This is a genomic window from Aminobacter sp. BE322 (assembly GCF_050433525.1).
In the GTDB taxonomy this organism is placed as follows: Bacteria; Pseudomonadota; Alphaproteobacteria; order Rhizobiales; family Rhizobiaceae; genus Aminobacter.
Window position 1 is genome coordinate 75,059 of the sequence record NZ_JBNPXB010000012.1, and the last position, 22,735, is coordinate 97,793.

The window sequence follows — 22,735 nt, forward strand, 5'->3', positions numbered from 1 at the left end:
CGCGGCACGCTATCTACTAGGACAACTGGGATCAGGCCGGCCATGTAGGGGGCGGGCTCACGCGTTACCTTCTCGGCTCGTAGCGCAGCGCTACAGCGCCTGAGCTGAGCTCTTGCCGGTCGACGAGCTTCAACTCGATATATTTGGAGAGCCCGGCGAACAAGGTGGGCCCATGACCGGCAAGCCTGGGCTGTACCACGAATTCATACTCGTCGATCAGGCCCAGCTCCGCCAGCGCCATCGGCAGCTTTACGCCGCCCGTGAACAGCGCCCTGCCCGGCTGCTGCTTGAGCTTCCGGACCGCCTCGCCGAGGTTACCGCTAACCCGTTCCGCGTTCCAATCGACCCGCTCGAGTGTGTTTGAAACGACGTATTTCTTCATTGCGTCGATGGTGCGCGCGAAAGGCTCGGTCCAGTCAGGCGGCGTGATGGTCCGCGTCTCATGCCTCCACGCCTCTTCCATCATCTGGTAGGTGACGCGGCCAAAGAGCAGAGCATCGGCCCGGCCGATACTCTCGGTGGCGTGCTGATGTGTTGCACGCAGTTGTTCTTGCTGCAGCGCCTCGTCCGTGGGTATGGCCCTGTGGTCGACGCAGCCATCGAGCGTGACGTTGATGGAATAGAGAAGAGGTCGCATTACGGTCGTTGCTCCTTTGCTACTCGTGCTTTTATGGCTAAGTCAAACCGTTGCAGCTGGCTGGTCAGTCCGGCGATTGCGCCGCGTGTCATCTCGGGGTCCGGGTGGCGATCGGCCGTCAGCACCATCCGGACTCGCCCGGCCTCGGGGTGAAGCTCGACCATCATGTCGTAGGGATAGGCCTGGACGCCCGGGACGAAGTCGATGTCGAAGCGGATTCGCAGGCGCCGGTGAGGCACGATCTCGACGAACCGACCGCTCACCCGCGCCGTTGACGATCTGTTCCGGTTCGCAAAATAGGCGACCTGCTCGGCGCCCACCGCCGTCATCACGTGTTCGAAGGCACCACCGACTCGCAGATCGAGAGTCAATAACTCGAAGCGCATGCCCTCGGGCGCGAACCACGCCTCGAGCCCTTCCCTGGTGGCCCATAGCGCCCAGACCTCGTCCACCGATGCGTCGTAAACCCGCTCCAGCCTGATCGTAGCTGCGCCCGGCTCGCTGGCCTCTATCATCACTTTCCCCCCTCGCGTTGCAGCGCGCCACGCCGTCGCGCCAAGGCGGCGTCAAACCGATCGAGCCGGCCCTCCCAAAGCTCGCGATAGCTCCGAACCCATTCGTCGATCGCCTGGAACGGCTCGGGCCGGAGCGAATAAAGGCGCCTCGCCCCGTCAGGCCTCATCGTGACGAAGCCGGCTTCGTCGAGGATCCGCAGGTGCCGCGAAACGCCGGACTGATCGATGTCGACGGCCTGAACCAGGTCGCCCACGGCCCGCTCGCCGCCTGCCAAAGCCTCGACGATACGAAACCGCGTAGGGTCAGCCAACATCTGAAATATGCTTTGTTGCATCATCATGCATATGTATTGCTGCGCATATTCGGAGTCAAGCCGCTTCGACCAATGGCGTGCCGCGTGCGACGCAGGCAACGACGCTCCGCTGCCGACATTGGGTGTCAGCAACGGCCCAGTCTCGTTTACCTGAATTTCCGCCTGGCCATTCGCGGGGTCGGGAATTCAACTTTTTCGACGTGGCTGCGCGTTGCCCGAAAACGTCAACCTTGCTCGCAACATTTGCGTTCCCCATCAGAGCGGGCTTTATGCTGAAGCATATTTTTCTTTTACGAAATCGTGCTTTGCCTACCGAAAATCCCGCGTCTTCACCTGGATTTGGTCGGTATGCCCGTAGCCGTGCGCGAGATCCCACGCTTTCTGCAGACCTCTCGAATCCGGGGCTGGCGATCCATGGTGGAACTCGTCGCCCCTCCCGTGCGGAAAAGGGAACCTCGTGTCGCGCGAGCCGACACTGGCGAGTTCCGCGGAGAGATCAACGAGTTGGTGGGCGACGATATGGACCACCTCGCCTTCGCGCTGCACCCTGCCCTTGATCCCGATCATGCCGGCACCAAGGACGGTCCGGCGAAACTGCTTGAAGACCTTCTCCCAGATGACGATGTTGGCGACAGTGGTTTCGTCCTCGATGGTCATGAACATGACACCCTTCGCCGAACCCGGCCGCTGCCGGACGAGGACCAGGCCGGCGACATCGACCCAACGCCGGTCACGCGAAGCGACAGCGTCGGCGCTGGTCAGGAATCGCCGGGCCGCGAGGTCCTTCCGCAGAAAGGAAACGGGATGCTGGCGCAGCGTCAGCCCGACATGACCGTAATCCTCGACGACTTCGCTGCCGGCAGTCATCGGCCGCAACGAGACGGTTGGCTCCGTCTGCTCGGCGACCGGCAAGGCTTCCCGGACTGCCGCCGCGGCGAATAGCGGTAACGGTTCGTCGCGTAGCGCCTTGATCGACCAAAGTGCCTCCCGCCGGGCAAGGCCGATGGAGGGCCGGAACGCATCGGCCTCGGCAAGCTCACTGAGGGCCGCGGCGCGAATGGCGGCGCGCCGCCAAAGATCATCGACCGAGCGGAATGGCTGCTCGGCACGGCAGGAGACGAGGCGCGCGGCTTCCGCATTTCCCAGTCCCTTGACCAGACGCAAGCCGAGGCGAACGGCGAACCGGCCATCATCGGCGTCCCGGGGTTCGAGCGTGCAATCCCAACGGCTTGAATTGACACAGACGGGGCGGATTTCGACGCCATGCTCAACCGCGTCGCGCACGATTTGCGCCGGCGCATAGAAGCCCATGGGCTGGGCGTTCAAAAGTGCCGCACAGAACACGTCCGGGTGCCAGCATTTGAGCCAGGAGCTCGCATAGGCGATGAGAGCGAAACTGGCTGCATGGCTTTCGGGAAAGCCATAGGAGCCAAAGCCCTCCAACTGCTTGAAAGTCCGCTCGGCAAATTCCCGATCATAGCCGTTATCGACCATGCCCTGGACGAGCTTTTCACCGAATTTCGAGACGCCGCCCGTGTGCTTAAAAGTTGCCATGGCGCGGCGGAGCTGGTCGGCCTCGCCGGCGGTAAACCCGGCGCATTCGATCGCCACCCGCATCGCCTGCTCCTGAAACAACGGCACGCCGAGCGTCTTGCCGAGCACGGCCTCAAGCTCGGGCTTGGGATAGATGACATCCTCCTTGCCCTCTCGTCGCCTGAGATAGGGGTGGACCATGTCACCCTGGATCGGTCCCGGCCGCACGATCGCGACCTCGATGACCAGATCGTAGAAGGTCCGCGGTTTGATGCGCGGCAGCATCGCCATCTGGGCGCGGCTCTCGATCTGGAAGGTGCCGAGCGTATCGGCCTTGCGGATCATGGCGTAGGTGCGCGGATCCTCGGCCGGAATCGTCGCGAGGTCGAGCCGGATGTCCTTGTGTTCGGCGAGAAGATCGAAGCCGCGGCGCATGCACGACAGCATGCCGAGCGCCAGCACGTCGACCTTCATCATCTTCAAGGCATCAACGTCGTCTTTGTCCCATTCCACGACCTGGCGATCGGCCATGGCCGCAGGCTCGATCGGTACGAGCTCATCGAGCCGATCGCGGGTCAAAACGAATCCGCCCGGATGCTGGGATAGGTGACGGGGTGTTCCGACGAGTTGATGCGCAAGCTCCAGCGCCAGCCTCAGACGGCGATCGCCCATGTTGAGGTTCAGCCCTTCGGCATGCTTCTGCTCGACGCCTTCGGACCAGCCCCAGACCTGCGAGGACAATGTCTTGGTCAGGTCCTCCGGCAGGCCGAGCGCTTTACCGACGTCGCGAACGGCCCCTTTGGAGCGATACCGGATGACCGTCGAACAAAGCGCGGCGCGGTCGCGTCCATAGGTCTCGTCGACCCACTGGATGACTTCCTCGCGCCTTTCGTGTTCAAAGTCGACGTCGATGTCGGGCGGTTCTCGGCGTTCTTCCGAAACAAAGCGTTCGAACAGCAGGTCATTGCGATCCGGATCGATCGAGGTGATGCCGAGCACGTAGCAGACCGCTGAGTTGGCGGCCGAGCCGCGTCCCTGGCACAGGATTTCCTTTGAGCGCGCAAAACGCACGATCGAGTTCACCGTGAGGAAGTAGGGTGCATATTCGAGCTTCTCGATCAGGCGTAATTCGTGCTCGAGGTTGCGCCGGACCTTGGAAGGCAGTCCTTCCGGATAGCGGTCGACGGCCCCTTCCCAGGTCAACTTTTCGAGCGCCTGCTGAGGGGTAAGGTCGGGATAGAGCTTCTCTTCGGGATACTGATAGGCAAGCTCGTCGAGCTTGAACGGGCAGCGCTCCATGATCTCGATCGTGCAGGCGAGCGCTTCCGGGTAGCGGCCGAACAGCCGGTGCATTTCTTCGGGCGGTTTCAGGTAGCGATCGGCGAAACGCTCGCGCCGATGTCCGAGCTCGTCGATGGTGACGTTGTGGCGGATCGCGGTGACGACATCCTGCAGGACCTGGCGGCCCGGCTCGTGAAAGAGCGCGTCATTGGTCACGACCGTGGGGACACGCACGGCGGTCGCCATGTCGGACAGCTCCCAAAGGCGAAGCTGATCGTTGGGGCGCCGGCGTAGTGTCAGCGCTATATAGGCGCGATTGCCAAAGGACTCCCGCAGCCGGCGCAGCTGCATGGCGCAGGTCTCATCGGCAACGTCCGGCACAGCACTGCAATCAGTCCTTCGCCGTAGGCAACGACATCGGACCATTCCAAATGGCATTTCGCCTTGCCCGCCCTGCCCTTTCCAAGGGACAGCAGCCGACAGAGGCGCGCATAGGCTGAGCGGTCCGTCGGATAGACGAGCACCGACATGCCGTCAGCAAGATCAAGTCGGCATCCGACGACGAGACGGAGTCCGGTGGCCTTGGCAGCCTCATGCGCGCGCACGACGCCGGCGAGGCTGTTTCGATCAACGACGGCAAGTGCCTCGACGCCCATCGTGGCGGCCGTCGCGAACAGTTCCTCGCAACTGCTCGCACCGCGCAGGAACGAAAAATGGCTCGTCACCTGAAGCTCGGCGTAGCGCGGCCCGCTCATCCGAAGATCCCGTGCAGGAACCAGCGCTGGCTGCCGCTCTCCGGACGCTCGCCATCGCCGGACCGGAACAGCCAGTAGCGCTCGCCGGTGTCATCCTCGACCCGGAAATAATCCCGCACCGTCGCGGTTTCCGCGTCGCGCTTCCACCATTCTCCCCGAATGCGTTCCGGTCCGTCGGCGCGGCGAACCCGCCGGCGAACGCCGCGCCATGTAAACCACACCGGCGGATTGTCGGGCAGAAGCGCCATGGTCTCGATCGGTTCCGGCCGGGACAGCAGGCGCGGCGGCCGCGGCCAGTCACCGTCCCAGGTCGCGCCCGTTTCAGGGGCGAGTGGCGGGACACAGGCGACGGAGCGCTCGGGGACATCGCTTTGGACGGGCGTGAAACGGCAAAGGCGATTTTCTCCGACACGGTTCGCAAGGACATCGATCAGGTCCGAAATATCCGCCTGCGGTTCCTCGACCAGCGAGGATATGGTCTGCCGATCCCGCAATGGCTCGACGAGGATCGCTGCCAGTTCCATCGTCTCAATTCCGAATCCCGGATCGATGGTGTCGATCTTCTCGCAAAGCAGCCGCGTCAGACGTTTTGCGTCTCGAACCGGCTGCGCTGTGCCGACACGGATGGCTTGCCTCGTGTTGTCGACGAGATGGAACAGCAGATCGAGCCGGCGCGCGCCAAGGCCTTTGGTTTCCAGGATCTGACACAAAGCCTCGACAAGCCTGGCGGTATAGCGGGCAATCGTCTCTGCCGCCCCGATCGGCTCAGCGAAGACGCGCCGGACCTCGACGATTTCGGCTTCGCGGAACGGCTCGATCGGCTCGCCGACATTGCCAAGCGCCTGATCAAGGCGGCGGCCGATTTCAGGACCGAAGCGCAGCGCCAGCGGCGCGCGCGGTTGATCCAGGAGATCGCCGATACGATCGAAGCCGAGCGTGCGCAGGCCTGTGACAATATCGGGTTGCAGCCGCAGCGCCGCGATCGGCAGACGCCGCAGAAGAGGCGCAGTTTCGCCCCGAGGAATGACCAGGGTGGAGCGTGCGGCAAAGCGCGCGCCGGCATGCGCCGCGCCCCATGTGTCGGCGATCGCGGCGCGCGCCTCGACACCGGATGCAGCAAAGCGCTGGACGATCGTGCTCAGCATGACGTCCTCGCCGCCATGGAGATGATCGGCGCCCGTGGTGTCGATCACCAGACCATCCGGCGGATCGGCCATGACGACGGGCGAGATGCGTTGCAGGGCCCAGAGCGCCAGCTTCTCCAGTCCTTCCGCATCCGCGCGTGGATCGGCATCGATGACGACCAGCCCCGGCGCGAGTGCCTGTGCCTTCGCCACCGGCATGCCGGTGCGAAGCCCAAGTGCTTCGGCGTTCGCGTCAAGGGCGGTGACGACGCGCCGATTGCCAACCCGGCTTATAAGGACGAGCGCTGCCTCACGCGGAGGCGATGCGTCGCCCGATTTCCTTCGAAGACGGTCCACCGGCCATCGCGGAAGGAAGAGCGATACGACCCTTGCCATCGCAAGCTTCCACTTCAATGTCTGCGCTGTCGCCGGCGCGACAGCGGATGAGTTCAAGGAGCCAGCGCGCCCGGCCCATGCCCGGGACGGGGAGCTGGGCAGAGGGGAGAACCGACACCCGCCAGCGCGTGACGCTTGCGGTCGGCTGCCCGAAATCGCCGGCCTCGGTCTGGCGGCGCCAGCGCCGCACAGCGATGCCGATTGTGCCGGAGGCTTCAGCGGCGAGCTGGAGCCGCCGCGAAGCCGTCATCGAAAGTCGGGCAGTCTCGGCGACGACAGCACCGAGACCGCCATGGCGAAGCCCTTCCTCAAAGCAGGCGAGCAACGCCTTTTCATCGCCTGCCTCGACATGGATCAGCCGGTCTGGGTGAAGTCCGGCCTGCGCGATCGCCGGCATAAAGAGATCACGCCGCGTCACCACCCAGAGAACCTTGCCCTTGGTGCGCGCCGCGATGCCGGCCGTGAATAGCGCAGCGGCAGCGCCATCCACCGCGCCGTTACCGCCCCCCGCCACCTCATGCAGGCACCCCAGCGCCAACCCGCCTCCCGGAAGCCTCCGATCGAGTTCCGCTACGCCGAACGGCAGCACCTTGCGGGCACGGCCTGTCCCGCCTTCGAGGCGCGCGATGCGCTCTCGAAGTTCGGTGATGACGGGACTGGCGACGGAATCCGACATATCGAAAAAGGCTGCTCCTTGAGGCTTTGCAAAGGGTCTCTCCGCTGGTATGTTCTTTATTTGTTCTCTATTGCCTAATGAGTCAATCGGACTCGCAAAAGAGTCTTTGTTGATTTCCGCCGAGAACTGACCCGGGATTGAGGGATTTTTCCATCGAGAAGTGACCCATGTTTGAACCCACCCCTGCTTGATGAGCGCAGGGGACATTGGAGTGATAGACATGGCGTTACTGAGCGTTATCCGGCGCTGGCATCTGCGGGATGGACTTTCGATCCGGGAGATTGCGCGGCGTACGGGACTGTCGCGGAACACGATCCGCAAATACCTGCGATCCGACGAGGTCGAGCCTCGCTTCAACGTGCCGGAGCGGCCGAGCAAGCTCGATGCCTATGCCGAGCGGCTGTCGGCCTGGCTGAGGACGGAAGCGAACAGGCCGCGCAAGCAGAAGCGCACGATCAGGCAGTTGCACGCCGACCTGATGAGCCTCGGCTACGAGGGTTCTTATGGCCGTGTCGCCGCCTTTGCGCGTGCCTGGAAAGAAGAGCGTCAGCGCCAGATGCAAACGAGCGGGCGCGGTACCTTCGTGCCGTTGGCATTCGAGCCCGGCGAAGCCTTCCAGTTCGACTGGTCGGAAGACTGGGCGATGATCGGCGGCGAGCGCACCAAGCTGCAGGTTGCGCACTTCAAGCTCAGCTACAGCCGTGCCTTCATGGTGCGGGCCTATCCGCTGCAAACGCACGAGATGTTGTTCGATGCCCACAACCACGCCTTCCGGGTTCTGGGCGGCGTTCCCCGGCGCGGGATCTACGACAACATGCGCACGGCGGTCGACAGGATCGGCCGCGGCAAGGAACGACAGGTCAATGCCCGCTTCTCGGCCATGGCCAGCCACTATCTGTTCGAGGCCGAGTTCTGCAATCCGGCCTCGGGCTGGGAGAAGGGACAGGTCGAGAAGAACGTCCAGGATTCCCGCCACCGGCTATGGCAGCCGATGCCGCGCTTTCCATCGCTGGAGGCGCTGAACGACTGGCTGGAGCAGCGATGCCGGGAGCTGTGGCAACAGATTCCCCACGGCCTCAGACCCGGAACGGTCGAGGACATCCGGGCCGAGGAGGCTCAGTTCCTGATGCCGATGCCTCGGCTCTTCGACGGCTTCGTCGAATACACCAAGCGGGTCTCTCCGACCTGCCTGGTCCATCTGGAGCGCAACCGCTACAGCGTGCCGGCATCCTTCGCCAATCGGCCTGTCAGCCTCCGGGTCTATCCGGAACGGATTGTGGTTGCCGCCGAAGGGCAGCTCATCTGCGAGCACCGCCGCATCATCGAGCGGTCGCACGACCGTCTTGGCCAGACCGTCTACGATTGGCGGCATTATCTGGCGGTCATCCAGCGCAAGCCGGGAGCCTTGCGCAACGGCGCGCCCTTCACAGAACTGCCCGAAGCCTTCAAGCAGGTGCAGCAGCACCTGCTCAGGAAGCCCGGAGGCGACCGCGAGATGGTCGAGATCCTGGCCCTTGTCCTGCAGCATGACGAGCAGGCCGTGCTGGCGGCAGTGGAGATGGCTCTCGAGACCGGTGTCCCGACCAAGGTCCATATCCTCAATCTCCTGCACAGGCTGGTCGACGGCAGGCCGCTCTCGACACCTGTCGTGGATGCACCGCAGGCGCTGAGCCTGGCCAAGGAGCCGCAGGCCAATGTCGAGCGCTACGATGCGCTGCGCCAAGCCAGGGAGGTGCGCCATGCGTCATGATCCCGCCAGCGGCGCCATCGTCATCATGCTGCGAAGCCTGAAGATGCATGGCATGGCGCAGGCCGTCGCCGACCTCACCGAACAGGCCGCTCCCGCCTTCGAGGCCGCCATCCCGATCCTGTCGCAACTGCTGAAGGCCGAGATGGCAGAACGGGAGGTCAGATCCACCGCCTATCAGCTCAAGGCAGCCCGCTTCCCCGTCTATCGCGACCTGGCCGGCTTCGACTTCGCCAGCAGTGAGATCAATGAAGCCCTCGTGCGCCAGCTCCATCGCTGCGAGTTCATGGAGGATGCCAACAACGTCGTGCTTGTCGGAGGTCCAGGCACCGGAAAGACCCACATCGCCACAGCTCTCGGCGTGCAGGCGGTCGAGCATCATCGCAAGCGTGTCCGCTTCTTCTCCACCGTCGAACTCGTCAACGTGCTCGAACAGGAGAAGGCCCAAGGCAAAGCAGGTCAGATCGCCAATCGGCTCGCCCATTCCGATCTCGTCATCCTCGACGAACTCGGATACCTGCCCTTCAGCGCATCAGGCGGGGCGCTGCTGTTCCATCTGCTGAGCACGCTCTACGAGCGCACCAGCGTCGTCATCACCACCAACCTCAGCTTCAGCGAGTGGGCTACCGTCTTTGGCGACGCCAAGATGACAACCGCGCTCCTCGATCGCCTCACCCATCACTGCCACATCCTGGAAACCGGAAACGACAGCTTCCGCTTCAAAAACAGTTCCGCCCAAGCCCCAGCCAAAAGGAAGGAGAAAGCCGCGCCCTTGACCAAAACCTGAGACCCAAACCATACATGAAGGCGGGTCACTTCTCGGCGAAAATCCCGGGTCAGCTCTCAGCGGAAATCAACAATCGGGATTACTCGATAGATCTTGCCCCATCGTTTTGCTGTTGCAGCGGCTTGGATCTCACTTGCGTGAATGTTGGTGAGCGTGATCTTGCCAGTGTCATCGACAACCGCCCATGCCTTAACCGGCTCCGTCTCCATCACCTGCATTTCCTGTGTCGCGGCATAGTGCGTTGAGCTAATATACGGCGAGGGGTGTATAGCATGCTCGACATGCGGCATCACCTGACGCTTTGCCGCGCCATAGGAGCGCAACCTGTCGGTGATCATGCGCTTCGGCGCGATGCCCTGTTTCTTCAGCAGGCGCATCAACAATCGCCTCGCGGCCTTGGCGTTGCGACGGCGCTGGACGATTTCATCGAGCACGTAGCCGTCCTGATCGAACTTCTCGCCGGCGATCATGATGGCAACTTCATCGAGGTACCAGATGTCATCGCGACTTGGCTGCTTGCGGCGCAAACCGCGGGCGTACTCGGACCCGAGCTTCTTGCCCCAGCGACGGACCGTTTCATAAGAGACTGGGATGCCGCGCTCCAACAGCATTTCTTCGACATGCCGCAGGCTCAGCGGAAACCGATAGTACAACCAGACCGCGTGGGCGATGATCTGCGGCGGAAAGCGATGGCGTTTGTACTGATGGGGGAGGTGCTCATACCCTCCGCTCTATCCGGAAAAAGCCTCACCGCAAGTTAACGTGACAACGCCGTCGTGCCACTTGAGAACCGGTCCTTGGTGCTCTATATGATGCGTGATGATTGATGCGTAATTAGGAGGGCGATATGAGAACGACACTCGCGATTGATGACGACGTCCTCGTCGCAGCCAAAGCGATGGCCCGGCAGCAGGATCGCAGCGTTGGCGAGATCATCACCGATCTCGCGCGGCGCTCGCTGCGCCGCCCGCAAGGCGGCGGGGAGCGCAATGGCATTCCTCTGCTGTCGCCCCGCCCGGATGCACCTCCTGTCACGCTTGAGATGGTCAATGCCTTGCGTGACGAACTGCCGTGACCTTCCTGCTCGATGTTAATGTGCTGATCGCGCTGATCGATCCTGGCCATGTCGCCCATGACGACGCGCATGGCTGGTTCAAAGCGACCGGTCACGCTGCATGGGCCACCTGTCCCATCACCGAAAACGGCGTCATGCGCATCGTCGGCAATCCAAAGTATCCCAATTCTCCCGGCTCGCCTGCTGTCGTCGCGCAGATCGTTACCAAGTTGCGAACCCTGCATGGACACAGCTTCTGGCCCGACGATGTGAGCCTGGTTGGATCGGGCGACATCGATGCCGCAAAAATCCTGACCTCGGCACAGGTCACCGATACCTATCTTCTTGCGCTCGCCAAGGCGCATGGAGGCCAACTGGCGAGTTTCGACCGCAAGCTGTCGACTGCGGCCGTGAAGGGCGGCAAGTCCGCACTGCATCTCATCTCCGCAAGGTAGGCTTGGCAGGCTCCTGCTGTCATGCGGACATTGCTGGCAAATGATCAGCCGTTGAGCGGCACCGTAAAGTTATGGGCGAGGGAATGCGGTCGGGCCAACGGAGCTGATGGCGGTGTTGTCAGGGTAACGGCTTGTTCGGACCCGCTGCGATGAACGCAGGCGCATGAACACCTCTCCCATCAGCTACAAGCGCCACCGTTTTCCGCCCAGATCATCGCCCATGCGGTGTGGCTCTACTTTCGCTTTCCGCTGAGCCTGCGCTTGGTCGAGGAAATGCTGCTGGAGCGCGGCATTGTCGTTTCCTATGAGACAATCCGTCGATGGGCAATGAAGTTCGGCCCGGACTATGCGCGTCGTCTTCATCGTAAGAAGCCCAGCAGGAACGACGTATGGCATCCTATTTCGAAGCGTTCGACATTCTGTTGGCACCTGCCACCGCCTGCCCTGCATTTCCGCTTCGCAATCCCCCAGCTCAGATCGGCGGGCGTGCTGACAGGGGGTCCTGTTGCGACGATACCGGCGCCGCAGCCGGACGGCGCCCCGCCCTGTGGTGTTCTAGTCTTTGGAGCGTTCGGACGGGACGATCTAGTCTTGCGCCTTTGCCATGGCATCGAGAACACCGATCGATAAAGCTACCGATGCAGTCAGTAGTTTAACGCTACACCTGCAGGCGCTAACTCAGGCGGCGCCTCGTAAGCAGCGCCACCGCTGCGAAAAGTAGGATCGAGAGCGCTAACAACAGCGTAGCGGCGGCCATGATGGTGGGATTGATCTGGTCTCTAATTCCAGAAAACATCTGAACAGGCAGCGTACGCTGCTCGGCAGCCGTCATGAACAGCGCTACCACCACCTCGTCGAAGGAGACAGCGAACGCAAAGATCGCGCCGGAGACAACGCCGGGCATGATGTTCGGCAACGTCACGCGAAAGAATGCCGAAAGCGGCGAGGCGCCCAGGCTCAGTGCCGCCCGAGTCAAATTTGTATCATAAGTGGAGAGGGTCGCCGTAACCGTGATGACAACAAACGGCGTCGCCAGCGCGGTGTGCGCCAAGACAAGGCCGGTGCGTGTGTTCGTCAGGCCGAACTGGCCGAAGAAGAGATAGCTGCCAACCGCAACGATAACGACGGGCACGATCATCGGCGAGATCAGCAGTGCCATGATCAGCCGCCGTGCCGGAAAGTCCAGGCGCGAGATGCCCAGCGCCGCCAGAGTGCCCAGTGTTGTCGCCAGCACAGTGGTCAGAACCGCTGCAATGGCGCTGTTGAAGATGGAAATCATCCAGCGCGTGTTGCCGAAGAAATCCTCGTACCAGCGTAACGAATACTCCCGCACCGGCAACGTAAAGAACGGATCCTTGGAGAATGACAGCGGCACGACGATGAACAGCGGCGCGATTAGATACAGCAGCACCGCAATGGCGAACGCCACCACCAGCGTCCTCATCAGGCGCTCGGAAGGGGTCGCATAGGAAGGCAGCCACATGACGTCACCCCAGCTTGATCTTGTCCGCGCCGACGAGACGCAGGAACAACAGATAGATGGCAAGTGTCACAACGAGCAGGACAACGCCGAGACCGGCGGCCAATCCCCAGTTGAGATCCCGGTTGATGTAGATTGAGATGAAGTTCGAGACCATCTGATCGCGCGGCCCGCCGACCAGCGCTGGCGTGATGTAGTAGCCGAGCGACAGAATGAAGGTCATTAGGCAACCAGCGACAACGCCAGGCAAGGTTTGCGGCGCATAGATCCGCCAGAAGGCGGAAGACGGGCCAGCGCCAAGCGAACGCGCGGCCCTGAGCTGCGTGGCCGGGATCGAGCGCATGACGCTGTAGATCGGCAGAATGGTGAACGGCAGCTGGATGTGCGTCATTGCCGTAACCGTGCCGACGCGCGTGAAGATGAGCTGCAGCTTTTCGGTTGTCAGGTGCAAGCCCATGAGGATGTTGTTGATGACGCCGTCTGACTGAAGCAGAACCACCCAGGCCGTGGTGCGGACGAGCAGCGACGTCCACAGCGGCAGCAGCACCATAAGCATCATGATGCCGGCGATGGCCTTGGGCGCGATGGTCAGAACATAGGCGACTGGATAGCCCAGGATCAGGGTGAACAGGGTCACCAGGCCGGCCACAAACAGAGTGCGCAACAACACATCGGTGAAGATCGCCTGGTCACCCTGCACGCGTTCGACCGAACCGTCCGGGGTCTGCTTGAGATCTAGCGCGGTCAGCAAATAGTACGGGGTAACCGGCGCGCCGTTGCGCTTGATGACCGCCCACGTATCGGGCGAGCCCCAGTCCTTGTTCAGTTCAAGGAACTTCTCCTTGTAGGGACCGTCGTCCAGCTTTTCAGCCATTCGCGCCGCTGCCAGCACGCGGCTACGCATGCCGGAGATCTCGTAGTTGAGACGCTTGCCGAGCAGGGCCGCCGTGCTGTTTTCCTTGGCTACCTTCAGGTCGGCGGCCAGTGCCGCAAAGACAGTTTCGTCCGGCGTCGAAGCGCCGTCCCAGCTCTCGAGGGCGACCAATGTACGCGGCATCACCTCGTCGGCTTCCGGATTCGCAACGGCGGTGACGAGCAGATAAAGGATAGGGGCCACGAACACGACTACCAGGAAAACGACTAGCGGCAGCGCAAGCGACAAAGCGGCGCGTCGAGCGGGCCGCTCGGCCCTGCGCACGGCCAAGAAAACGTTGATGCGATCAATGTCCACATCGGTCATGGCATCACATCTCCAGCAAGCGGCATTCGGAAGCGCCGCATTGGAGAGTTACGTCTTCGCCCTGTTTGAACTGCCGAGCCTGGCCTGCTGGTATGCGTGCGGTGACGAGCTGCCCACCAAACGCTTCGACCGATAGCCGCATATGATCGCCAAGGAAGAAAACGTCGCGAGCCTTGCCGATAAATCGGTTGCGATCGGTGCTGATGCCGTCGCCGGCAAGCGAGATGTTCTCCGGCCGCACTGATACGCTTACGTCGCCGCTCGAACTCGAAACATTGGCATTGGCGGCTTTCAAGCTTGTGCCATCGGGCATGCGCACCACTGCCAGATCGCCCTGCCGCCCCAGAAGAGTGCAAGGCAAGGTATTGTTTTCGCCGATGAAGGAGGCGACGAAGCGGTTGGAGGGTTCGTTGTACAGCGTTTGCGGATCGGCAAGCTGCTGGATGCGTCCGTCATGGAACACGGCAATGCGGTCCGACATGGTCAGCGCTTCCGACTGATCATGCGTGACATAGACCATGGTTATGCCGAGCGAGGTCTGCAGGTGCTTGATTTCGACCTGCATGCGTTCGCGCAACTGCTTGTCGAGCGCGCCAAGCGGCTCGTCCATCAAAACCAGCGAGGGTTCGAACACCAGCGCGCGAGCCAAGGCGACACGCTGTTGCTGGCCACCGGAAAGCTGGACCGGGCGGCGATCGCCCAGTGCCTCGAGGCTGACGCGCCCAAGCGCCAAGCGGACCTTTTCCTTGGCGGCGACGCCGGTGATGCCACGATAGCGCAGTGGAAACGCGACGTTTTCCGCCACCGTCATATGCGGGAACAAGGCATAGTTCTGAAACACGAAGCCGATGTTGCGCTTTTCCGGCGGCAACCGCTCGACAGGTTTTCCGTCGAGCAGGATGCGACCAAGCGTCGGTCGCTCGAAACCACCCAGCATCATCAGCGTCGTGGTCTTACCGGAGCCCGAAGGCCCCAGCATGGTGAGGAACTCACCACGCAAGACGTTCAAGTTCAGGTCCTTCACGACGAAGTTGATACCGTCGTAGGACTTCTTCACCTGCTCGAAGCGAACGAGTGCATCGACTGCCTTGGCTGTCTCCAGCGACGTTCGTTTGTTAGCGGTCATCGATGCTCTCCTTCCCTCGCCTTCGCTATTGTGCGAGCCAGGTCGTGAAGCGCTTGCGGATTTCGTCTCCGTTGTCAGCCCAGAAGGCATTGTCCAGCGTCAGGGAAACCGTCAGGTTCTCTGGGCTGGTGGGCAGGTTCTTGGCATCTTCCGGCGCCACGAATTCGGCAGAGGATTTGCGCACCGGTCCATATGGAATGTACTTGGTGATGCCGGCCAGAACCTTGGGCTCGACCGCGTACTTGATAAAAGCGAGCGATCCGGCGGCATTCTTGGCGCCCTTGGGGATCACCCAATAGTTGGAATCGAGGATCTGGTTGTCCCAGACGATGCGGAAATCCTTGCCTTCCTTGTTGGCGTTATAGATGCGACCGTTCCAGGCGGTGGTCATCGTCACCTCGCCCGAGGCGAGCAGTTGCGGCGCCTGAGCGCCAGCTTCCCACCACACGATGCTGTCCTTGATCGTGTCGAGCTTTGCAAAGGCGCGGTCGACGCCTTCAGGCGTCGCAAGCATGTCGTAGATTTCGGATGGCGGCACGCCGTCAGCAAGCAAAGCGAATTCGAGATTGGTTGCAGGGTTCTTCCACAGGCCGCGCTTGCCAGGGAATTTCTGCGTATCGAACAGGTCGCTGATCGTCTTCGGGCCATCGGCGAGCTTGGCGCCGTCATAAGCGAGCGTGGTCGCATAAACGATCGTTCCAACGCCGCAGTCGGACGTCGTGCCGTCGATCCAGTCCTCTTTCGGACCGATGGCCGACCAGTCGATTTTCTCGAAAATGCCATCGTCGCAACCCTGCAGCAGGGTCGGAGCATCGACGTCGACGACATCCACAGTGGTGTTGCCGGATTCGATCATCGCCTTGATCTTGGCGATCTCGCCACCGTACTCCTGCTCGGTAAGCTTTATGCCGGTGCCCGCGGCGTAGGTTTCAAACACCGCCTTGCGCTGCGCTTCCTGATAGGCGCCGCCGAAGCTCATCACCGACAGCGCATCCTGCGCGACGGAGGGCGTCGCATGGAGCGGCATGGCAAATGCCAACAGCGACAGGCTGAGACCACGAACGATTGATGCATTTCCCATTGTCATTCCCTCTGTTTATAGGCCCAGATGCCTCTCCTAGGATGTCTGTCCCAACGGTGCATCGGTTATCGGAAACGCTAGGGGGAACGGTGACGCGCTTCAAATAAGTAGTGGTCATGGGAACATCAGGCATACTTATTTCACGGTGATTGTGCGCTTTCCACGTGATGTGAATCATCAAATATATATACTTCAGTGTGAATTATATTCGCAAAAATATTTATAGTGATCTGGATAATGTTTCCAAAGTCGTGGCATTGAGCACTGATTAATCACGCAATTATTTCGGCCAAATCATCGGCGAATGCCATAGGCCAGCGTGTCGTGACAACTGGCTGAATCTTGCAGGCACGCTTCTTGTCAATCCAAGGTAAATGCGCACTGCGACTGCCACGGTGACGATCTGGGCATCCATCAAACCGATGTCGCCGTAAGCCGCATCGCTTTCGCTATGATGCCATTGTTCCGGAAGTCGACAATTGTCTGGACAACCCGCTTTGCTGCTTGCGTCTGCTGACCTTAAGAGCCCCGTCGGATCGCCCGTTTACTCGCCCTACGTTGGCGACTGTGTCGTCGCTGCCCTTCGCGCTGGTGAAAAACGCGCGCCCCTTGACCAAGCTGCGCCAGAGCGGCCGGAGCATCGATTGATCGCTGTCCCGTTTTCCGCATCGTCGTTGTCATGGCAGTTGGTGTGGCTCGCAAAGCCGTAGGCGGGCTCGTAGAGATAGGCGCGCTGCAGCGTGCGAACAGGACATCGTTGCAGCCGACCGTGTCGGCCAGCAAATACATCATCGCGCGCTCCCGCGGCGGTGCCGACCAGACGAAATCGCCAGCCGTCGGTCCCAGCCCGTGGTACCGCGCGAATGCGCCCTACATGCATCGCCTCCTTGTAATCGTGGAGATTGTAGCAATTGAAGCCCACGCACTGCGGTCCTCGATCTGCTTGATCCTCAATATCTGAGCTTTGAGAACCTCTATGGCCTTGCCCGTACCGGGCTGTACGACATGCTCCCGGACGAGCTCGCGGTGCCTGACAACGAACTGAAACGTCGGCTCGTCCATCGCGAAAATGGCTCCTTGGTCGTCAGCACAATAGTTAGACGGGCAGATCACGACGACCGATTGGTGCGCTGTCCTCAGCAATCGCGGTTGCGCGCCACATCGTGGCGGGCCCAAGGTGAGGCGGCACGGCCTCAGTTCTCGACCGAAAGAACCTTGCCGTCCCATTTCAGCAGGAACACTTCCGTACGCGGCCTGCCTTCGCTGTCCTCGCCGCCAACGATAAGCACACCTCCGGGCGTCGAGAAGGAAGCGCCATAGGCGAGCCCGCGGGGAAGCTTTCCGATTTCCTTCCAGTGCTTGCCGTCAAAGGCATAGATTTCGTCGCGCCAGCACTTCTTCAGGCCGTCGTGAGCGAACCATTTGCCGGCATCGGCATTGGCCTGCGCTCCGCTGAAGTTGGCGCCGCCAGCGACCAGCACCGCGCCGGTCGCTTCGCCGGCAAATGCGCCGGCCACGCCTTCCTGACGATCGTCGGCAGCAGGCTTGGGAAGGTCGGCGAGTTGTTGCCAGGTCGCTGACTTTCCCTCGACCGTTACCAATTTGACGTTGGCCGTGCGCAGGCCGGACTTTATCTCACCGCTGATGACAAGGAAGGCGTTGTCGCCCCGGCCGACGATCGCCGGATCGCAATTGGGCAAATAGGGGCTTTCGCCGAGCGTGCCCCAGCTATTGGCTGCAGCATCATAGGACAGAACCTTAGTATTCCACCGGTAGTCCTTCGGCGCCATTCCCATGTAGGCATCGACGAGCTGCTTGAAGCCTTTCGGGTTCGTCTCCTTATCAGCCGCGGCAAGGTCGACGTGGTAATTGTCGAACAGTTCCTTGTTGTAGCCGCCGATGATGGCGATAAGGCCGTCACTCAGCGTCTCGGCCTTGGCCCCAGACAAGCCTGCGGGCGTCTTGGTGTCGATGCTCGACCAGGCGTCGGACGCGGCATCATAAGCATAGACGCTATCGAAAATGATCGGCGACCTGGCGTCAGCAGTGGCCTTGCCATTGCCGCTGAAGACGAAAATCTTGTTTCCGACAGCAGCAACCGCCGCACCGTTCGTCGATGGCCCGGCAAACGTGGTGCGCCTGATCCACCCCAGCGCTGGATTGGCGAGATCTAGCGAATAAAAATCTGTTCCCGCTGACCCGAGACCGACATAGGCGGTGTCGCCGATACGGGCGGCAATGCCGTTCTTGATGCCGACGGGCAAGTCCGGCCAGGTTTCAGCGACCATGACGGCAACCTTTGACGGGGCGAGCGCTGCGGAGCTTAAGCTTTGGGTCTTCATAAGAGAATTTCGAAGTATGCATTTTCTACCCTCCTTTATGTGAGCACCCCAGCTGACCGAACATCCTCACATGGATCCGCCGGCCAGATCGGCGGCCCCGATGATGCCGGCGTCAACACCGAGCCCGGGGCGGACCAGATTGGGTATGAGGACGTTCGGGTAGGCCTTGAGGGCATCTTCCAGACGCGCAAGGAAGCCGTCGGCGAGGCCGATGCCGCCGCCAATGACGATGCGCTCCGGATCGACCACGGCCTGCAGCCCGGCGATCGCGGCTGCGAGTTCCGCTGCCGCTTCGCAAAGGATGGCATCGGCCCAGCCTTCGCCGCCCCGGGCCGCATCGAACACCGCCCTGGCGTCGCCCTCGCGGCCGCTTTCCCTGGCAGCCTTGGCAATGGCAAAGCCCGAAGCCAGCACTTCGAGGCGAACCGGTACATCCGCAGTCCGTCGTGGGCATTGACCTAAGCTGCCAGCGAGGCCGCGCGCGCCGCGCAGTAATCGGCCACCACATACGATGCCACCGCCAATGCCGCTCGAAATGGTCAGGAAGGCCATGTCGCGCCCCTGCCCAGCACCAAAACGGTACTCGCCCCAAGCCGCGGCCTGGGCGTCGTTGACGACTTCGGCCGGAACACCGAGTGCCGCTCCGAGCCTTTGGGCAATCGGATAGTTTTCTGGAATAGCCAGCGTAGCGGGGTTGAGCGACGACCACTTGCCGTCGGCGACGAGCCCGGTGACGGCGGCCGCGGCACAGGAATATTTGCCCTGCCAGTCGACAGCGAGGGCGGCAAGCTCCTCCAGCCAGCCCGGCGCGCCGACATCGCGTCGTGTCGCGACCAGCTTTCGGTCAAGAATTTCGCTGCCTCGCACCAACGCGGCGAGCGTCTTGGTGCCACCAATGTCAAAGGCCAGCACTGGATCGGCCGGACGCGCCGCAGCCTCGACTGCCTGCTTGAACCAGCTGACGATGTGCTCGGGCCGAGTGATGGCGGAGCCAACAACCACTGCGTCCGCGCCGGCTCGAATGGCGGCGGCGGCGAGCTCAGGCGAATTGTAGCGCCCCTCGGCCAGTACCGGCGCACCAAGGGCAGCGCAGCTTCTCACCAGTTCAAGGTCGGGCAGCACAGGCGTCTGGTCAGGCCCAGTGTAGCCGGACATGGTGGTGCCAACGATATCGGCCCCTGCGGCGAGCGCTGCTCGCGCTTCCCCCATACTTGAGATGTCGGCCATGGCAACGGCGCCGAGCCGCTTGACGGTGGCAATCAGCTCCGCCGACGGTACTGGACGCTGCCGCTCGGTAGCATCCACCGCGACGATTGCCGCGCCAGCCCGCACCAAAGCCTCGACATCCTCCAAATAGGGTGTGATCCGGACAGGGCTGTCACTGAGGTCTCGCTTGATGAGCCCGATCACGGGCAACTTGCTGGCCCTGGCCGCACCCTCGACATTGCGTGCCCCCTCAACGCGCAGGCCGACCGCCCCGCTGGATTCTGCGACACGGGCATAGGCGACCACGGCTTCGACAGTATCGAAGGGGCCATCCGGCACCGGCTGACACGATACGACGAGACCGCCACGAAGGCCGGCTAAGATTTCAGATGTGGTTTTCGACGAAGTCACCGCCCAATGCCTCCTGCGCGCTTGTGGAGCAACGCTGGCTCAAGATCGACAAGAGCTGTGGAATGACTGCACGGAAACGGGCCGCGATGGGGTTTGCGCTTCGGTCGATCCAGCATCTGCGCTATTCCTGCGCCGTGAACAACAAGTGGGCATCTAATATCCAATTGACAGATATCCTACAAGTGGGTAATTAACCGCTCGTAGCTGTTTTTTCGGACCGCCCGCAGGCAACCGGAGACGATGATGAGCCTGAAATCGATCAAGCCGCTGAAAAGAGCCCCCCTTCTGCATGTATCGGTGCAGGAGAGCCTTCGCGCCTATATCGACGACAACGGGCTTGAGGCTGGCGCGCCGCTGCCGCCCGAGGGCGACCTGGCTGTCCAGCTGGGTGTCAGCCGCAATTCGGTGCGCGAGAGCATCAAGGCGCTGGAATCGGTGGGCGTGCTCGAGTCGCGCCGCGGCATCGGCGTCTTCGTCAAGGCCTTCTCCTTCGAGCCCCTGCTCGAGAACCTCGCCTATGGCTTGGGCAGCGCACTCAAACAGATCGAAGAAGTGATTGTTATCCGTCAGACTCTCGAGGTGGGGCTGATCGAAAAGACAATTGAGATGATCGGTCCCCAAGATATTCGCGAGCTGCGTGAGACGCTGGCCCAGATGAAGGCGCATGCCGAACGCGGCGAGAGCTTTCCCGACCAGGACCGGCACTTCCACCAGCTTCTGTTCCGTTGCCAGGACAATGAAGTGCTACTGCGCCTGATCGAGGTGTTCTGGCTGGCTTTTTACAAGGCTTCCGACTTCGTCAATCTCGAGAACTCCGACCCCATGCAGACCTGGCGCGACCACGCGGCCATCGTCGATGCGGTCGAGGCTCGCGATCTCGCCGGCGCCAAGGACCGGCTCGACAAGCATTATGCGGGGATCAATCGCGTGATCGCCCATAATAAGACCAACGCATCCAATGGGAGGAGTACATGAAATTGAGGACGATGATCTCGGCGTTTGCCTTGTCGGCTGCGCTGTTCGGCGGCATGGCGGCCACCACTTTGCCCGCAATGTCCCAGGGCGCCACCATCTCCGGCGGTTTCGACGTCGGTCCGGGCGGCTTCCAGGGCAACTTCAACCCGCTTGCCGCAACGGGCGGCTTCACTTGGCTCGTCACCTATTTCGAGCCGCTGGTGATCTATGACGACAAGCTGGCCAACGTGATCGGCGCGCTCGCCGAGTCCTACGAAATCAGCCCCGACCAGAAGGCCTATACCTTCAAGCTGGCCGACACCAAGTGGCATGACGGCAAGCCCTTCACCTCGAAGGACGTGAAGTTCACCATCGATCTCGCCAAGAACGAAAAGGCCGGCTCCGTCTTCGCCGCGCGCCTCGGAGCGATCGAAGCCGTCGAGACGCCCGACGAGCGCACTGTCGTGGTCAAGCTCAGCGCCGCGTCCCCCAGCATGCTTGACACGCTGACCAAGCTGATGATGCTGCCCGAACACGCGCTGGCCTCGATCCCGGCCGAGCAGATCGCCAAGAACGCCTGGTGGTCGACCTCGCCTGTTGGCACCGGCCCGTTCAAGTTCACCAAATATGTCACCGACCAGTATGTCGAGCTCGCGGCCAACCCCGATTTCCGAAGTGGCAAGCCGGCAGCCGAAAAGCTGATCAACCGCTACTTCGCCAACCCGGCGGCAGCGATCGCCGCACTGCGTTCGGGCGAGATCCAGTTCACCTACGTCGACTCCAACGACGTCTCGACGTTTAACGGCGACAACGCGTTCAAGGTCATCGAAGGCGACTCCTATGTCGTCAATTATGTCGGCTTCAATCAGGAAGTGCCGATCTGGAAGGACCTCAAGGTACGCCAGGCCTTCATGCACGCCATCGACCGCGACGCCATCATCAAGAGCCTCTATGGCGGTGCCGCCAAGCCAGCGAACTGCGTCTATGTCGCAGACCAGCTGGTTCCGGAAGGCATTGACCAGTACGCTTACGACCCCGAGAAAGCCAAGCAGCTTTTGGCTGAAGCCGGCTGGGACAAGATCAACGGCGACAAGCCGATCACCATCTTGACCTACTACACCTCGCCGCTGGCCACCAACGTGCTCGCCGCCGTGCAGGCGATGCTTGCCCAGGTCGGCATCAACATCGTGCCACGCGCCGTCGACACGCCGACCTACAACTCGATCGTCTACCAGCAGTCGGACAAAGCCGGCGACTTCCCGCTGATCTATGCCGGTCTGCAGAACGGCCCTGATGCCTCCAACATCAACATCGGTCTCAACGAAAAGCAGATCCCGCCGGCCGGCGCCAACCTGATGCGCATCCGCATGCCCGAGGTGACCAACGCGCTCGACGCGGCGCTGGCCGAGACCGACGCCTCCAAGCGTGACGCGCGCTACCAGGATGTCTGCAAGGCCACCAACGCCAACCTGCCCTGGGGCACGATGTGGGTCGCCAACCGTTACGGCGTGGCTTCCGACAAGCTCAAGGACTTCGTCTGGATCCCGGCTCCGGCCGGCGGCCCTTACCAGGCCCACCCTGAAAAGTGGTCGATCGCGGAATAGGCCAACTTCCCTCCCGG

Annotated in this window: 17 protein-coding genes and 3 pseudogenes; 7 read left to right on the top strand and 13 right to left on the bottom strand. The window is 61.8% G+C overall.

The window, feature by feature from the left end:
* Positions 1-64: 64 nt before the first annotated feature.
* The 6 genes and pseudogenes from J2X50_RS17110 to J2X50_RS17135 all read right to left on the bottom strand — a co-directional run bounded on the left by J2X50_RS17110 (position 65) and on the right by J2X50_RS17135 (position 7,231).
* Complete coding sequence (locus J2X50_RS17110; protein ID WP_018431443.1) at positions 65-637, bottom strand: dihydrofolate reductase family protein; 573 nt, start codon at positions 635-637, stop codon at positions 65-67.
* A complete protein-coding gene (locus J2X50_RS17115; RefSeq protein ID WP_018431442.1) occupies positions 637-1,152 on the bottom strand; it encodes an SRPBCC family protein in 516 nt (171 codons plus the stop codon). Before J2X50_RS17115 ends, J2X50_RS17110 begins: the two co-directional genes overlap by 1 nt.
* Complete coding sequence (locus tag J2X50_RS17120; RefSeq protein WP_245262449.1) at positions 1,152-1,598, bottom strand: ArsR/SmtB family transcription factor; 447 nt, start codon at positions 1,596-1,598, stop codon at positions 1,152-1,154. The genes J2X50_RS17115 and J2X50_RS17120 overlap by 1 nt, the downstream gene beginning before the upstream one ends.
* Positions 1,599-1,775: 177 nt before the next feature.
* Positions 1,776-5,035, bottom strand: a pseudogene (locus tag J2X50_RS17125) (error-prone DNA polymerase).
* A complete protein-coding gene (locus J2X50_RS17130) occupies positions 5,032-6,555 on the bottom strand; it encodes a Y-family DNA polymerase (protein ID WP_429096712.1) in 1,524 nt (507 codons plus the stop codon). Before J2X50_RS17130 ends, J2X50_RS17125 begins: the two are co-directional and overlap by 4 nt.
* Positions 6,470-7,231, bottom strand: a complete 762-nt coding sequence (locus J2X50_RS17135) for an ImuA family protein (protein WP_429096714.1) — start codon at positions 7,229-7,231, stop codon at positions 6,470-6,472. The genes J2X50_RS17130 and J2X50_RS17135 overlap by 86 nt, the downstream gene beginning before the upstream one ends.
* Positions 7,232-7,451: 220 nt before the next feature.
* Here J2X50_RS17135 and istA point away from each other — a divergent pair, with 220 nt between their 5' ends.
* Both istA and istB read left to right on the top strand, forming a co-directional pair.
* Positions 7,452-8,981 carry an IS21 family transposase gene (gene istA / locus J2X50_RS17140; protein WP_429096716.1) on the top strand — a complete coding sequence of 510 codons (1,530 nt, stop codon included), beginning with the start codon at positions 7,452-7,454 and terminating at the stop codon, positions 8,979-8,981.
* Positions 8,971-9,765, top strand: a complete 795-nt coding sequence (gene istB / locus J2X50_RS17145; RefSeq protein WP_429096718.1) for an IS21-like element helper ATPase IstB — start codon at positions 8,971-8,973, stop codon at positions 9,763-9,765. The genes istA and istB overlap by 11 nt, the downstream gene beginning before the upstream one ends.
* 263 nt (positions 9,766-10,028) lie before the next feature.
* Here the strand turns inward: istB and J2X50_RS17150 are convergent.
* Positions 10,029-10,486, bottom strand: a pseudogene (locus J2X50_RS17150) (IS6 family transposase); the annotation flags it as partial.
* 126 nt (positions 10,487-10,612) lie between these two features.
* Here J2X50_RS17150 and J2X50_RS17155 point away from each other — a divergent pair.
* From J2X50_RS17155 to J2X50_RS17165, 3 genes and pseudogenes are all read left to right on the top strand, one after another.
* Entirely contained in the window at positions 10,613-10,840 is a 228-nt protein-coding gene (locus J2X50_RS17155; RefSeq protein WP_192320871.1) for a CopG family transcriptional regulator, read from the top strand.
* Positions 10,837-11,274, top strand: coding sequence for a TA system VapC family ribonuclease toxin (locus J2X50_RS17160; RefSeq protein WP_429096722.1), 438 nt, complete (start codon positions 10,837-10,839; stop codon positions 11,272-11,274). Before J2X50_RS17155 ends, J2X50_RS17160 begins: the two co-directional genes overlap by 4 nt.
* Positions 11,275-11,472: 198 nt before the next feature.
* Positions 11,473-11,670 (top strand): annotated as a pseudogene (locus J2X50_RS17165) (IS6 family transposase); the annotation flags it as partial.
* 277 nt (positions 11,671-11,947) lie between these two features.
* Here J2X50_RS17165 and J2X50_RS17170 read toward each other — a convergent pair.
* From J2X50_RS17170 to J2X50_RS17195, 6 genes are all read right to left on the bottom strand, one after another.
* Positions 11,948-12,757, bottom strand: coding sequence for an ABC transporter permease (locus J2X50_RS17170; protein WP_429096723.1), 810 nt, complete (start codon positions 12,755-12,757; stop codon positions 11,948-11,950).
* A 4-nt stretch (positions 12,758-12,761) separates the two neighbouring features.
* Positions 12,762-13,994, bottom strand: coding sequence for an ABC transporter permease (locus J2X50_RS17175; protein ID WP_429096725.1), 1,233 nt, complete (start codon positions 13,992-13,994; stop codon positions 12,762-12,764).
* 4 nt (positions 13,995-13,998) lie between these two features.
* Positions 13,999-15,120, bottom strand: coding sequence for an ABC transporter ATP-binding protein (locus J2X50_RS17180; protein ID WP_429096727.1), 1,122 nt, complete (start codon positions 15,118-15,120; stop codon positions 13,999-14,001).
* Between the two features lie 25 nt (positions 15,121-15,145).
* The gene (locus tag J2X50_RS17185; RefSeq protein ID WP_429096730.1) at positions 15,146-16,201 is read right to left on the bottom strand and encodes an ABC transporter substrate-binding protein; all 1,056 of its coding nucleotides are present in this window, start codon (positions 16,199-16,201) and stop codon (positions 15,146-15,148) included.
* 1,193 nt (positions 16,202-17,394) lie between these two features.
* Entirely contained in the window at positions 17,395-18,543 is a 1,149-nt protein-coding gene (locus J2X50_RS17190; protein ID WP_429096732.1) for an N-acetylneuraminate epimerase, read from the bottom strand.
* Between the two features lie 66 nt (positions 18,544-18,609).
* Positions 18,610-20,160: a putative N-acetylmannosamine-6-phosphate 2-epimerase gene (locus tag J2X50_RS17195; RefSeq protein WP_429096734.1), complete on the bottom strand. Its 1,551-nt coding sequence runs from the start codon at positions 20,158-20,160 to the stop codon at positions 18,610-18,612.
* A 243-nt stretch (positions 20,161-20,403) separates the two neighbouring features.
* On the opposite strand from J2X50_RS17195, the gene J2X50_RS17200 reads away from it, so the two are divergent.
* A complete protein-coding gene (locus J2X50_RS17200; RefSeq protein WP_429096737.1) occupies positions 20,404-21,135 on the top strand; it encodes a FadR/GntR family transcriptional regulator in 732 nt (243 codons plus the stop codon).
* Positions 21,132-22,718: an ABC transporter substrate-binding protein gene (locus tag J2X50_RS17205; RefSeq protein WP_429096739.1), complete on the top strand. Its 1,587-nt coding sequence runs from the start codon at positions 21,132-21,134 to the stop codon at positions 22,716-22,718. The genes J2X50_RS17200 and J2X50_RS17205 overlap by 4 nt, the downstream gene beginning before the upstream one ends.
* Positions 22,719-22,735: the final 17 nt, after the last annotated feature.

What these genes read in the sequence shown, in the direction of transcription:
- J2X50_RS17200 (WP_429096737.1), top strand. Translation starts at nt 20,404, where the DNA reads ATGAGCCTGAAATCGATCAAGCCGCTGAAAAGAGCCCCCCTTCTGCAT.
- J2X50_RS17180 (WP_429096727.1), bottom strand. Translation starts at nt 15,120, where the DNA reads ATGACCGCTAACAAACGAACGTCGCTGGAGACAGCCAAGGCAGTCGAT.
- J2X50_RS17110 (WP_018431443.1), bottom strand. Translation starts at nt 637, where the DNA reads ATGCGACCTCTTCTCTATTCCATCAACGTCACGCTCGATGGCTGCGTC.
- J2X50_RS17135 (WP_429096714.1), bottom strand. Translation starts at nt 7,231, where the DNA reads ATGTCGGATTCCGTCGCCAGTCCCGTCATCACCGAACTTCGAGAGCGC.
- J2X50_RS17175 (WP_429096725.1), bottom strand. Translation starts at nt 13,994, where the DNA reads ATGACCGATGTGGACATTGATCGCATCAACGTTTTCTTGGCCGTGCGC.
- J2X50_RS17130 (WP_429096712.1), bottom strand. Translation starts at nt 6,555, where the DNA reads ATGGCAAGGGTCGTATCGCTCTTCCTTCCGCGATGGCCGGTGGACCGT.
- J2X50_RS17190 (WP_429096732.1), bottom strand. Translation starts at nt 18,543, where the DNA reads ATGAAGACCCAAAGCTTAAGCTCCGCAGCGCTCGCCCCGTCAAAGGTT.
- J2X50_RS17205 (WP_429096739.1), top strand. Translation starts at nt 21,132, where the DNA reads ATGAAATTGAGGACGATGATCTCGGCGTTTGCCTTGTCGGCTGCGCTG.
- J2X50_RS17185 (WP_429096730.1), bottom strand. Translation starts at nt 16,201, where the DNA reads ATGGGAAATGCATCAATCGTTCGTGGTCTCAGCCTGTCGCTGTTGGCA.
- J2X50_RS17115 (WP_018431442.1), bottom strand. Translation starts at nt 1,152, where the DNA reads ATGATAGAGGCCAGCGAGCCGGGCGCAGCTACGATCAGGCTGGAGCGG.
- istA (WP_429096716.1), top strand. Translation starts at nt 7,452, where the DNA reads ATGGCGTTACTGAGCGTTATCCGGCGCTGGCATCTGCGGGATGGACTT.
- J2X50_RS17170 (WP_429096723.1), bottom strand. Translation starts at nt 12,757, where the DNA reads ATGTGGCTGCCTTCCTATGCGACCCCTTCCGAGCGCCTGATGAGGACG.
- J2X50_RS17155 (WP_192320871.1), top strand. Translation starts at nt 10,613, where the DNA reads ATGAGAACGACACTCGCGATTGATGACGACGTCCTCGTCGCAGCCAAA.
- istB (WP_429096718.1), top strand. Translation starts at nt 8,971, where the DNA reads ATGCGTCATGATCCCGCCAGCGGCGCCATCGTCATCATGCTGCGAAGC.